Source organism: Nonomuraea sp. ATR24 (assembly GCF_041950485.1).
GTDB classification, from domain to species: Bacteria; Actinomycetota; Actinomycetes; order Streptosporangiales; family Streptosporangiaceae; genus Nonomuraea; species Nonomuraea ceibae.
Genome location: NZ_JBGNUU010000017.1, coordinates 139,519 through 151,522 on the forward strand (window position 1 = coordinate 139,519; position 12,004 = coordinate 151,522).

The following is a 12,004-nucleotide window of genomic DNA, read 5'->3' on the forward strand; positions in this document are numbered from 1 at the left end:
GGCGGCCCCATCGTCTCAAACGCATCACGACTCTTGACGCCGTCGTCACGCCGTATTTACCGTCACGGTACTTCACCGGTTCAGCGACAGCGCTCGGCACGGCCGGTCGCGGGAGCGCTCCCAAGCGACTCCTGTGCAGGTCAGCGGGCTTTCGCCGGACCGGGGAAGCGGCGGCGTCACACGTCCCGGGCCGCCGATCTCGGGGTTGGACAGGACGGTCGACCTCCGCTTCGGTGGGGGAAGGAGAAACAGATGCAGACCCGGGCGCGGATCCTGATACCGCTCCTCGCGGCTGGCCTGACGGCCACCGCCTGTACGGGCGGCGGCGCCACACCGGCGGCCACCCAGAACACCCAAGCCGCCCCCGCCGCCACCGGCCAGGGCGCCACGGGCGAGCTGCCGCGCAACGAGACCCTCTACACCACCGGCACCCAGTGGGGCCCGCCGGCCAACTTCAACCCGATCCGCGAATGGGACTCCGCCACCGGCACCAAGGGCCTGGTCTACGAGAGCCTGTTCCACTACGACCCGAACGCGGCCAAGCTCACCCCGTGGATCGCCGAGAGCGGAAGCTGGGTGGACGACACCACGTACGAGGCCAAGATCCGCACCGGGGTCACCTGGTCCGACGGGAAGCCGCTGACGGCCAAGGACGTGGCGTTCTCCTACAGCCTCGGCAAGATGGAGACGATCCCGTACCACAACATCTGGGACTGGCTGAAGAGCGTCGAGGCGGTCGACGACCAGACCGTGCGCTTCACGTTCTCCCAGGCCAACTACCAGGAATGGGACTTCAACCTCTACAGCCGCGTCATCGTGCCGGAGCACGTCTGGAAGGACCGCTCCGAGGAGGACGTGCTCAACGGCGTCAACGAGAACCCGGTGGGCAGCGGCGCGTACAAGTATCAGAGCCACGACCAGGACCGCGTGGTCTGGGTCAAGCGCGACGACTGGTGGGGCAAGACGGCGCTCGGCATGGAGCCCAAGCCCCGGTACATCGTCGACGTCGCCACCCCCAGCAACGAGGTGGCCATGGGCATGCTCCTGCAGAAGGGCATGGACATGAGCAACAACTTCCTGCCCGGCGTCGCCAACCTGGTCAAGGGCAACTTCGGCATCACGACGTTCTACAACGAGCCGCCGTACATGCTGTCGGCCAACACCGCCTGGCTGGTGCCCAACACCACGAAGAAGCCGATGGACGACCCGGCCTTCCGCAAGGCGCTGGCCGCGTCCGTGGACGTCAAGAAGATCGTCGAGGGCGTCTACGGCAACCTGGTCAAGGCGGCCAGCCCGACCGGCCTGCTGCCGCAGTGGGACCAGTTCGTCGATCAGGGCGTGGTGGCCTCCGACGGGTTCACCTTCGACACCGCCGCCGCCAAGAAGGCGCTGGCCGACGCCGGCTACAAGGACACCGACGGCGACGGGCTGGTGGAGAACAAGGACGGCTCCAAGATCAGCCTGACCATCGAGGTGCCCGCCGGCTGGACCGACTGGATGGAGGCGGCCCGCGTCATCTCCAGCAGCGCCAAGGCGGCCGGGATCGACGTCAACCCCGAGTTCCCCGACTTCAACGCGCTCGTGCAGAAGCGCGGCGAGGGCAAGTTCGACCTGGTGGTCAACAACGAGCGGCAGCTCTCCAGCAGCCCGTGGACCTACTACGACTACATCTTCCAGCTCCCGATCAGGAAGCAGCAGAACACCGTCAACTTCGGGCGGTACGAGAACAAGAAGGCCTGGGAGCTCGTCCAGCAGCTCGACCGGGTCAAGACCGACGACATCGAGGGCATGAAGAAGGTCATCTCCGAGATCCAGAAGATCCACCTCCAGGAGATGCCGATCATCCCGCTCTGGTACAACGGCCTGTGGTCCCAGTCCAGCACCAGCGTGTGGAAGAACTGGCCGTCGTCGGCCGCCGGGACGCCCAAGTCGGCTCCCGTGATGTGGCGCAACTGGCTTGAGCTGGGCGGATTCGAGACGCTCACCCAGCTCCAGCCGGCGGCCGGCTGACCGGATGACGGGTGCCCCCTCCGCCCGCCCCCCGGGCGGAGGGGGCCGCTTGGGAGACCTCACGTGCGCCAATACTTCGGCAGGAAACTGCTCATCTACGGGCTGACCTTCGTGGTCGCCGTCACCGTCAACTGGATGATCCCGCGCTTCATGCCCGGCGACCCCGTCGCGAGCATGCTGGCCAGGGCCCGCGTGTCGCAGCCGGCGGCCGTCGAGGCGATGCGGACCTACTACACCAACCTGTTCGGCTTCGACCAGCCGATCTGGCAGCAGTACCTGAACTTCTGGGGCGCCCTGTTCCAGGGTGACTTCGGCATCAGCATCTGGGTGTTCCCGACCCCGGTGGCCGACGTCATCCTCGGCGCGGTCCCGTACACGCTGGGGTTGATGATCCCGGCGGTGCTGCTCAGCTACTGGATCGGCAACCGGCTGGGCGCGTTCGCGGCGCGGCGCAAGCTGCTGGACAACACGGTCCTGCCGGTCGGCTACGTCCTGACGGCGATGCCGTACATGTGGCTGGCCGTGATCCTGGCGTGGGGGCTGGGCGTGACGGCGGGCTGGTTCCCGGTGGCCGGCGGCTACAGCTTCGCGCTGCAGCCGAGCTGGAGCTGGGCCTTCCTGGTCAACCTGCTGCACCACTGGACGCTGCCGTTCCTGTCGCTGTTCATCGTGGCGCTGGGCGGCTGGGCGATCGGCATGCGCAACATGATCATCTACGAGCTGGAGTCGGACTACTCCAACTACCTGGCGGCGCTCGGCGCGCCGACCCGGCTGATCCGCCGCTACGCCTTCAGGAACGCGATCCTGCCCCAGATCACCGGCCTGGCGCTGCAGCTCGGCGTGCTCGTCGCGGGGGCGCTGGTGACCGAGATCGTGTTCTCCTACCCGGGGCTCGGCAGCCTGATCCTCAAGGCCATCCAGAACCAGGACTTCTTCCTGCTCCAGGGCACGTTCATGTTCATCGTGATCGGGGTGCTGCTGGCCAACTTCATCATCGACATCGTGTACGTGATCGTCGATCCCCGGACACGAGCGGGAATGGCGGGTGCCGCATGACCACGACCACCACCCTGCCCGCGGAAGAGCGGGTGGTGCGCCGCGAGGCGCTGTACTTCGCGGTGCGCAACACCAAGCTGCTCATCGGCTTCGGCATCGTGCTCGTGCTGCTGCTCGTCGGGCTGCTCGGGCCGCTGCTGCTCGGCTCGGCCCCGCCCAACGAGTACGTGGCCGGGCCCATGCTGCCGCCCTCGGCCGAGCACTGGTTCGGCACGACGACGTTCGGCCAGGACGTGTTCACCCAGTTCGTGTACGGGCTGCGCACGACGTTCCTGGCCGGGGCGATGGGCGGCGGGATCGCGGCGGTGATCGCGATGGCGATCGGGTTCGTCGCGGGCTACCGGGGCGGCCTGGTCGACGAGGTGCTCAACATGCTGACGAACGTCGTGCTGGTCATCCCCACGCTGGCCGTGCTGCTCATCATCAACGCCTACCTGGGCATCAGGAGCGTCGGCCTCCAGGCGCTGTTCATCGGCCTGACCTCGTGGCCGTGGGCGGCTCGGGCGATCCGGGCGCAGACGTTCTCGCTGCGCAGCCGCGACTTCGTGGACCTGGCCAGGCTGAGCGGCGTGAGCACCCGCAGGATCATCATGCGGGAGATCGCGCCCAACATGAGCTCGTACCTGTTCATGACCTTCATCCTGCTGTTCGGCGGCTCCATCCTGATCGCGGCCTCGCTCGACTTCATCGGCCTGGGGCCGACCGAGGGCGTCTCGCTCGGCCTGATGCTGCAGAACGCGACCCAGTGGAGCGCGCTCCAGCTCGGCCTGTGGTGGTGGTTCGTCCCGCCGGGTGCGGCCATCACCGCCGTCGTGGGCGCCCTGTACGTGGCCAACGTGGGCCTCGACGAGGTCTTCAACCCGAAGCTGAGGGAGACATGAGTCTGCGGGTCAACGATCTGAGGGTGCACTACCGCACGCTCAGGGGCGAGGTGAAGGCGCTCGACGGGGTCTCCTTCGGCATGGCGGACGGCGAGATCCTAGGCCTGGCGGGCGAGTCCGGCTGCGGCAAGACGACGCTGGGCAAGAGCCTGATCCGGATGGACGGCCGGATGCGTCACGCGGGCGGCACGGTCGAGCTCGACGGCCGCGAGCTGCCCGTCGGCGACGACAGGGCGATGGTCGCGTTCCGCTTCCACGAGGTGTCGCTCATCCCGCAGTACTCGATGAGCGCCATGAACCCGACCCGCAGGATCGGCAGGATGGTCGGCGAGCTGCTGCGCTCGCGCGGGGTCACGCTCGACGTCAAGGAGCTGGAGAGCCGCCTCGACCTGGTGGGCCTGCCGCGTGACGTGCTCGGCCGCTATCCGATCGAGCTGTCCGGCGGCATGAAGCAGCGCATGGTGATGGTCATCTCCACGCTGCTCGACCCGTCGCTGCTGATCGCCGACGAGATCACCTCGGCGCTGGACGTGTCGACGCAGCAGGCGGTGGCCAAGGCGCTGCTCGGCTTCCGGGAGAGCGGCTACGTCAAGAGCATGATTTTCATCACCCACGACCTGGCGCTGACCTCGCACATCGCCGACACGATCATGGTGATGTACGCGGGCAGGCTGGCCGAGAAGGCGCCATCGGAGCAGCTCACCAAGGCCCCGCGGCACCCGTACACCCGGCTGCTGATCAACTCGCTGCCGGAGATCGGCGTGCGCCACCAGGATCGCAAGCTGACCGGCATCCCGGGCAGCCCGCCGTCGCTGCTCGACCCGCCCCAAGGCTGCCGGTTCCGCGACCGGTGCCCGATGGCGGGCGAGGAGTGCGCCGAGGACCCGCCGCCGGTCGAGATCGAGCCCAACCACTTCGTCGCGTGCTGGAAGGCCTGATGCTGAAAGTCGACAACGTCACGAAGGTGTACAAGGTCGGCACCTTCGGCGGCAGGACCATGACGGCCGTGGACGCGGTGAGCTTCGACGTGCGGCCCGGCGAGGTCGTCTCGCTCATCGGCGAGAGCGGCAGCGGAAAGAGCACGCTCGGCAAGATGATCCTCGGCCTCGTCCCGATCACCAGCGGCTCCATCACCGTGGACGGCGTCGCGGTCCGGCCGGGCAAGGAGTACTACCGGTCCGTCCAGGGCGTCTTCCAGGACCCGTTCAGCTGCTACAACCCCGTCTTCAAGGCCGACCGGGTGTTCCGGCTCATCAAGGAGAGCTACTACCCGGCGGTCCCCGAGGCCGAGTGGGCCGAACGGGTCCGCTCGGCCGTCCGCGACGTGCGGCTCAACCCGGACGAGGTGCTGGGCAAGTTCCCCCACCAGCTCAGCGGCGGCCAGTTGCAGCGGCTGCTCATCGCGCGGGCGCTGCTGCTCGACCTCAAGCTGCTGATCGCCGACGAGATCACCAGCATGCTCGACGCCTCCACCCGCATCGACGTGCTCAACCTGCTGGCCGAGCTCAAGGGCCGGGGTCTCGGCGTGCTGTACGTGACGCACGACCTGTCGCTCGGGCACTACCTGGCCGAGCGTACCGTCGTGCTGCGGCGCGGCACGGTGGTGGAGATGGGCGTGACGGCGAAGGTGTTTGATGACCCGTTGCACCCCTACACCAGGCAACTCCTGTCGGCCGTCCCCCGGCTGCACGCGCCCTGGGAGGAGGCCGCGCCGGTCACCACCTGCCTCTACCACGAGCGCGGCGCCACCGGCGGGCTGCTGGAGGCCGACCCCGGGCACTTCGTGGCATGTGCCCAGCTCAGCGACTGCTAAGGAGACCTACTTGAGCGCGTACCGACCGTTGCACGACGGCTGGACCCTGTCGGCCGTCCCGCGGGACGCCGGACCGACGGACGTGCCCGCGAGCGTGCCCGGCTGCGTGCACACCGACCTGCTGGCCGCCGGCCTCATCGACGACCCCTACCTGGACGACAACGAGAACCGGCTGGCCTGGATCGGCGACACCCGCTGGGCGTACACGACGGTCCTCACCTGGCAGGGCGACGAGCACGAGCGCACCGATCTGGTGTGCGACGGCCTCGACACGGTCGCCACGGTCACGCTCAACGGCGTCACCGTGGGCAGCACCGCCAACCAGCACCGCTCCTACCGGTTCCCGGTGCGCCACCTGCTGCGCGAGGGCGCCAACACGCTCACCGTGACGTTCGAGCCGGCCGTCGCCCACGCCGAGGCGCAGCGCGAACGGCTCGGCTTCCGGCCCGGCGCCTACGCGGCCCCGTACCCGTTCGTGCGCAAGATGGCCTGCAACTTCGGCTGGGACTGGGGGCCCGCGCTGGTCACGGCCGGGATCTGGCGGCCGATCGGGCTGGAGAGCTGGAGCGGCGCCCGGCTGGCCGAGGTCCGTCCGCAGGTGCGGCTGGACGGCCCGGCCGGCGTGGTGGACGTGCACGTGCGCGTCGAGCGCGCCACCGAGGCGCCGCTCACGCTCACCGCCGACGTGGCCGGGGTCAGCGCCGAGGTGCCGCTCGCCGCCGGGCAGCGCACCGCCGTCGTCTCCCTGTCCGTGCCCGACCCGCTGCTCTGGTCGCCGCGCGGGTACGGCGAGCCGCACCGGTACGAGCTGACCGTGCGGCTCGGCGGGTCCCGCTGGCAGCGGAAGATCGGCTTCCGGAGCGTCGAGCTGGACCGGGACGCGTTCCGGCTGTCGGTCAACGGGGAGCCGGTGTTCGTCAAGGGCGTCAACTGGATCCCCGACGACTGCTTCCCGAGCCGCGTCACCCGCGAACGCCTGGCCGCCCGGTTCGCCCAGGCCGTGGACGCCGGGGTCAACCTGCTGCGGGTGTGGGGCGGCGGGCTGTACGAGAGCGAGGACTTCTACGACCTGGCCGGCGAGCTGGGGCTGATGGTGTGGCAGGACTTCCCGTTCGCCTGCGCCGCCTACCCGGAGGAGGAGCCGTTCCGCGCCGAGGTGACCGCCGAGGCCCGCGAGCAGGTCACCCGCCTGGCCCCGCACCCCGGCCTGGTGCTGTGGTGCGGCAACAACGAGAACCTGGAGGGGTACGCCGACTGGTCCTGGCAGGAGCCGCTGGAGGGCCGGAGCTGGGGCGGCGGCTTCTACCACGACCTGCTGCCGTCGATCGTCGCCGAGCTGGACCCCACCCGCCCGTACATCCCGGGAAGCCCGTTCTCCGCCGACCCGGGCCGGCACCCGCAGGACCCGTCGAGCGGCACCATCCACATCTGGGACGTGTGGAACCGCGAGGACTACACCCGCTACGCCGCCTACACGCCCCGGTTCGTCGCCGAGTTCGGCTTCCAGGGCCCGCCCGCGTACGCCACGCTGCGCCGCGCCGTCTCCGGCGAGCTGGCCGCCGACGCGCCGCTCGTGCTGCACCACCAGAAGGCCGACGACGGCAACGCCAAGCTGCTGCGCGGACTCGGCGACCACCTGCCCCGGCCCGGCTCGTTCGACGACTGGCACTACCTGACCCAGCTCAACCAGGCCAGGGCCATGACGTTCGGCATCGAGCGGTTCCGCGCGCTCGCGCCGCACTGCATGGGCACGATCGTGTGGCAGCTCAACGACTGCTGGCCGGTCACCTCGTGGGCCGCCGTCGACGGCGACGGCCGCCGCAAGCCCCTCTGGTACGCGCTCCGCCGCGTCTACGCCGACCGGCTGCTCAGCGTGCAGGGGGACGAGGTGGCGGTGGTCAACGACGGCGGCGCGGCGTGGCGCGGCGAGCTGCTGCTGGTCCGCCGGACCCTCGCCGGCGAACCGCTGGCCAAGGAGTCGGTCCCGGTCGAGGCCGCGCCGCGCTCGGTCGTCCGGGTGCCGCTGCCGCCCGCGTTGTCGGCGCCGGACGACCCGTCGGGCGAGCTGCTCACGGTCTCGCTCGGCGACCGGCGCACCGTGGTGTTCTTCGCCGAGGACCCGGCCGTGGCGTTCCCCCTGGCGGCCTACGACGCGAGCGCCGAGCCGATGGACGGCGGCTACCGGGTCACGGTCACCGCCCGTACGGTCCTGCGCGACCTGGCGCTCTTCCCCGACCGCCTCGACCCGGCGGCCTCGGTGGACGACCTGCTCGTCACCCTCCTGCCGGGCGAGACGGCGACCTTCCACGTGACGACGGGCGAATCGCTGGACGCGGACGCCCTGACCTCACCCCCGGTCCTGCGCTGCGTCAACGACCGCTGACCCGAGCGTCCGCTGGACGAACTCGTCCACCGTGCGCTCGATCCGGCCGAGGTCGACGCCGAGCTTGACCAGCACCTGGGCGCCCGGGCTCGCACCGTCGCGGACGAGGCCGAGCAGGAGGTGCTCGGTGCCGACGTAGTCGAGGCCGCGCCGCACGGCCTCCTCGTGCGCCGCCTTGAGCGCCTGCTCGGCCGGCGGGGTGAACGGCAGGTAGCCCTGCGCGGGCTGCCCGCCTCGGCCCCTGCTCTCCGCGACCTGGGAGCGCAGACCCTCAAGGGTGAGGCCCAGGCTCTTGAGGACATGGGCGCCCAGGCCCTCGTTCTCATGGATCAGGCCGAGCAGGAGGTGCTCGCCGCCGATGGAGTCGTGGCTGAGCATCCTGGCCTCTTCCTGGGCCAGGATGAGGACGCGCCGCGCCCGTCCGGTGAACTTCTCGAACATGCCGCCACTCCTCGCAGGTGGATCAGGTTTCGTCGCTGAGCATGCTAGTGAGCGCGGCGGCGTCAGCCGTAGATCACCGACAGGAAGCGGACCAGGACGGACTCGCGGACCGGGGCCGGGAGGGCGTCCAGGACGGTGTTGACCACGGCCATGCGGGGCTGCCCGGTGCCGGGGCGCAGGTCGACGCCGACGGAGGCGGCCAGTTCGGCGAAGGCGGCGTCGTCCAGGGCGTCCAGGTCGAGGCCGGCGATCAGGTCGACGAGGCCGTCGGGCAGGGTGGCGGGGCCGATGCGCCGGGCGGCGGCGGCCGATTCGGCGATGACCTCCAGCATGGCGTCCACCCCGGCGAGCGTCACGCCGGTGACCGTGATGTGGAGGTTCGCCGGGATGCCCGCGTAGGAGAGCTGCGGTTGCAGGAACCAGCCGCGCGCCCGCGCCTCGTCGGCCAGGACGAACACGTCCACGTCGTCTCCGGTGAAGGCGATCAGCGTGGACTCCGGCTCGCCGAGCACCCGCAGCCCGTCGATCCCGGCGATCCCCTTGCGCAGCCGGGCGGCGGCCTCCAGCGTGGTCCGGCCGAGCTCCAGGTAGCCGTCACGGCCGAGCGCCTGGAGGGTGGCCCAGGCGCCGCCGAGCGGCCCGGCGGTGCGCGAGCTCTGCACGGTGGCGTTGATGATCGTGTAGCCGGGCCAGGCGGCGGACGCGAAGTAGGCCCTGCGCCGCAGCGCCGGGTCGGCGAACAGCACCACCGACGCCCCCTTCGGCGCGTACCCGAACTTGTGCAGATCGCATGAGATCGACGTCACCCCCGGCACCGACAGGTCGAACGGCGGCACGTCCGCCCCGGCCTCGCGCAGCCACGGCAGCAGCCACCCGCCCACGCAGGCGTCGACGTGGCAGCGCACCCCGGCCGAGGCGGCGACGGCGGCGACCTCCTCGACCGGGTCGATCACCCCCTGCGGGTAGGCGGGCGCGGACACGACGACCAGCACGGTGTCCTCGTCGATCGCGTCGGCGACGGCCTGGACGGGCACCTTGTACGTGCCGAGGTCCACGGGCACCGCCCTGACCTCCAGCCCCAGGTAGTGGGCGGCCTTGTGGAAGGCGGGGTGCGCGGTGACGGGCGCCACCAGGTTGGGCCGGGCCCGGCCGGCGGCGTCGCGGGCGGCCTTGACCGCCAGCATGATCGACTCGGTGCCGCCGCTGGTGAAGATGCCGTGGCCGCCGCCGAGCAGGTCGGCGACGGCGCCGACGACCTGCTTCTCCATCTCCACGATGCTCGGGAAGGCGGTCGGGTCGAGGCTGTTGACCTCCAGCATCTCCAGGTAGCCGCGGGCCGCCGCCTCGTGCACCTCGGGCCGCCCGGTGTCGTACACGTACGACGTCACCTGGCCGCCGCGCACCGGCAGGTCGTGCTCCCTGAGCGCGGCCAGCTCGGCCAGCAGGTCCTCGGGCGTGCGTCCGGTCGCGGGCAGGTTCACAGGGTCTCCTTGATTCGGGCGAGCCGCCCGTAGCGGGCGATGAACGGCAGGCTGAGCAGCATGAGCACGGCGGGCAGCGCGGTGAAGCCGAGCAGCAGCCCGGTCAGCGCGGCCGGCTCCTGGGCGACGGGCGTCTCGGCGGGCGCGGAGGCGAACCCGGACAGCGTGAGCACGAGCGCGAACAGCCCGGGGCCGAGCGCCAGCCCGGCGGTCTCGCCCGCCGTCCACAGCCCGGTGAACGCGCCCGCCTGCGCGTGTCCCGTACGGGCGCTGTCGGCGTGCACGGTGTCGGGGAGCATGGCGAGCGGCAGGAGTTGTAGCGCGGCGTAGCAGACGCCGGCGACCGCGACGAGCGCCAGCGTGGCGGTGAGCGAGCGGGCCTGGACGGCGGGCACGAGCGCGAGCGTGACCAGCCCGAAGCCGACCGTGGCCACCAGGTAGCAGCGCACCGGGCCGTGCCGCCGGGACAGCCGGGCCCACACCGGCACGGCGGCCGTGCTGGGGGCGACGAGGCAGACGAACAGCACGGTCGTCAGCCCGTAGTCGCCCAGCCGGTAGGAGGCCACGTACGGCGCGCCCGCGAGCATGACGGCCACGCCGAGCGCCTGCGTGACGAACGCGGCGAGCAGCGCGAAGAAGGCGGCGTTGCCGCGCGCCAGCCGGAAGGCGGCCACGACGCCGAGCGGGCGCGGGCCGGGCCGCGAGTCGACCCAGCGGGTGGACAGCGTCGCGGTGACCAGCGCGACCGCCATCACCGCGGCCACGGTGACGCCCATGACCGCGTAGCCGCCCCGGCCGCCGCCGGCCAGGTCGACCACGGCCGGGGCCAGCCCGCCCGCGACGAGGATGCCGACGGTCAGGCAGACCACCCGCCAGGACATGATCCGGGTGCGTTCGGCGGGGGAGGCGGACATCTCGGCGGGCAGCGCCACGTACGGCACCTGGAAGCAGGCGAACGCGGAGGCCGCCAGCAGGAACGCGCCGCCCGCCCACAGCCAGCCGGGCACGTCGCCGGGCACGGCGAACATCAGCGCGAACGTCACCGGCAGCGCCGCCGAGCCCGCCAGCAGCAGCCGGGTCCGCCGCCCGGTGCGCACGGCCTCGCGGTCGCTGGCCGCGCCGACGAGCGGGTTGAGCAGCACGTCCCAGATCTTCGGCGTCACCAGCACGGCCCCGGCCACGGCGGTGGGCACGCCGAGCATGTCGGTCAGGTAGTAGAGCAGCAGCAGCCCGGGCACGGCGGAGAAGACGCCGGTGCCGACCGAGCCCGCGCCGTAGCCGAGCAGCCGCCCGCGCCCGAGGCGTCCGGCGGTCGTCACGGCGCCTGGCCTGGCAGGCCGAGCGTGCGGTGCAGCGACAGGTGCAGGTGGGCGCGGAAGCGGCGCAGCGCCTCGCGGTCGCCCGCGCCCCGGCGGCGGCCGTCGGCGTCGAGCACGCCGCCCTTGGCGAATCCGTGGACGCACCAGACCACGGACCACACCGCGTACTCCAGGTCGAGGCCGGGGTCGATGAGCCGCGACTCGACCGAGGGCCGCAGCGCGGCGGCGACGGCGCCGACCAGCGGCAGGACGTAGCGCCGCTCCAGCTCGTTGACGTCGCCGGCGTCGGACAGCCACCGGTGCATCCACAGCGCGGGCACCTCGGGGCGGGCCACGCAGAAGTCGAGGTAGGCGTCGATCAGGCCGTGGATGGCGGCCACCGGGTCGTCGCCGGGCAGCTCGGCCAGCGCCGCCTCCAGCGCCTCGCGTTCGGCCCGGTGGGCGTGCTCCATCACCGCCAGGTAGAGCTCCCGCTTGCCGCCCACGTGGTAGTTGACGGTGGCGATGTTGAGCCCGGCGGCCTCGGCGATCCGCCTGGTGGAGGTGCCCGCGTAGCCGTGCGCCGCGAACAGCTCCGTCGCGACCTTGAGGATCGTCTCCGCTGGGGTGGTCATGGCCCG

10 protein-coding genes are annotated in these 12,004 nt (G+C 71.4%); 6 read left to right on the top strand and 4 right to left on the bottom strand.

All coding sequences use genetic code 11. The annotated features are described in order from the left end of the window. Positions 1-252: 252 nt before the first annotated feature. The 6 genes from ACBI99_RS33450 (at position 253) to ACBI99_RS33475 (ending at position 8,143) form a co-directional block, all read left to right on the top strand. Positions 253-2,010: an ABC transporter substrate-binding protein gene (locus ACBI99_RS33450; protein ID WP_375074276.1), complete on the top strand. Its 1,758-nt coding sequence runs from the start codon at positions 253-255 to the stop codon at positions 2,008-2,010. A gap of 63 nt (positions 2,011-2,073) precedes the next feature. Next, the gene (locus tag ACBI99_RS33455; RefSeq protein WP_375074277.1) at positions 2,074-3,066 is read left to right on the top strand and encodes an ABC transporter permease; all 993 of its coding nucleotides are present in this window, start codon (positions 2,074-2,076) and stop codon (positions 3,064-3,066) included. Further along, positions 3,063-3,947 (top strand): ABC transporter permease, encoded by an 885-nt coding sequence (locus ACBI99_RS33460; protein WP_219509790.1) that lies wholly within the window; start codon positions 3,063-3,065, stop codon positions 3,945-3,947. Before ACBI99_RS33455 ends, ACBI99_RS33460 begins: the two co-directional genes overlap by 4 nt. Then, complete coding sequence (locus tag ACBI99_RS33465; protein WP_375074278.1) at positions 3,944-4,885, top strand: ABC transporter ATP-binding protein; 942 nt, start codon at positions 3,944-3,946, stop codon at positions 4,883-4,885. Before ACBI99_RS33460 ends, ACBI99_RS33465 begins: the two co-directional genes overlap by 4 nt. After that, positions 4,885-5,760, top strand: coding sequence for an ATP-binding cassette domain-containing protein (locus ACBI99_RS33470; RefSeq protein ID WP_364171389.1), 876 nt, complete (start codon positions 4,885-4,887; stop codon positions 5,758-5,760). The genes ACBI99_RS33465 and ACBI99_RS33470 overlap by 1 nt, the downstream gene beginning before the upstream one ends. A 10-nt stretch (positions 5,761-5,770) precedes the next feature. After that, positions 5,771-8,143 (top strand): glycoside hydrolase family 2 protein, encoded by a 2,373-nt coding sequence (locus ACBI99_RS33475; protein WP_375074279.1) that lies wholly within the window; start codon positions 5,771-5,773, stop codon positions 8,141-8,143. Here the strand turns inward: ACBI99_RS33475 and ACBI99_RS33480 are convergent. The 4 genes from ACBI99_RS33480 to ACBI99_RS33495 form a co-directional block, all read right to left on the bottom strand. After that, positions 8,108-8,584, bottom strand: coding sequence for a Clp protease N-terminal domain-containing protein (locus ACBI99_RS33480; protein ID WP_219509796.1), 477 nt, complete (start codon positions 8,582-8,584; stop codon positions 8,108-8,110). The two genes, ACBI99_RS33475 and ACBI99_RS33480, sit on opposite strands and share 36 nt — an antisense overlap. Before the next feature lie 62 nt (positions 8,585-8,646). After that, the gene (locus ACBI99_RS33485; RefSeq protein WP_357583220.1) at positions 8,647-10,065 is read right to left on the bottom strand and encodes an aspartate aminotransferase family protein; all 1,419 of its coding nucleotides are present in this window, start codon (positions 10,063-10,065) and stop codon (positions 8,647-8,649) included. After that, positions 10,062-11,384, bottom strand: a complete 1,323-nt coding sequence (locus tag ACBI99_RS33490; RefSeq protein ID WP_375074280.1) for an MFS transporter — start codon at positions 11,382-11,384, stop codon at positions 10,062-10,064. The genes ACBI99_RS33485 and ACBI99_RS33490 overlap by 4 nt, the downstream gene beginning before the upstream one ends. After that, a complete protein-coding gene (locus ACBI99_RS33495) occupies positions 11,381-11,998 on the bottom strand; it encodes a TetR/AcrR family transcriptional regulator (protein WP_375074281.1) in 618 nt (205 codons plus the stop codon). Before ACBI99_RS33495 ends, ACBI99_RS33490 begins: the two co-directional genes overlap by 4 nt. Positions 11,999-12,004: the final 6 nt, after the last annotated feature.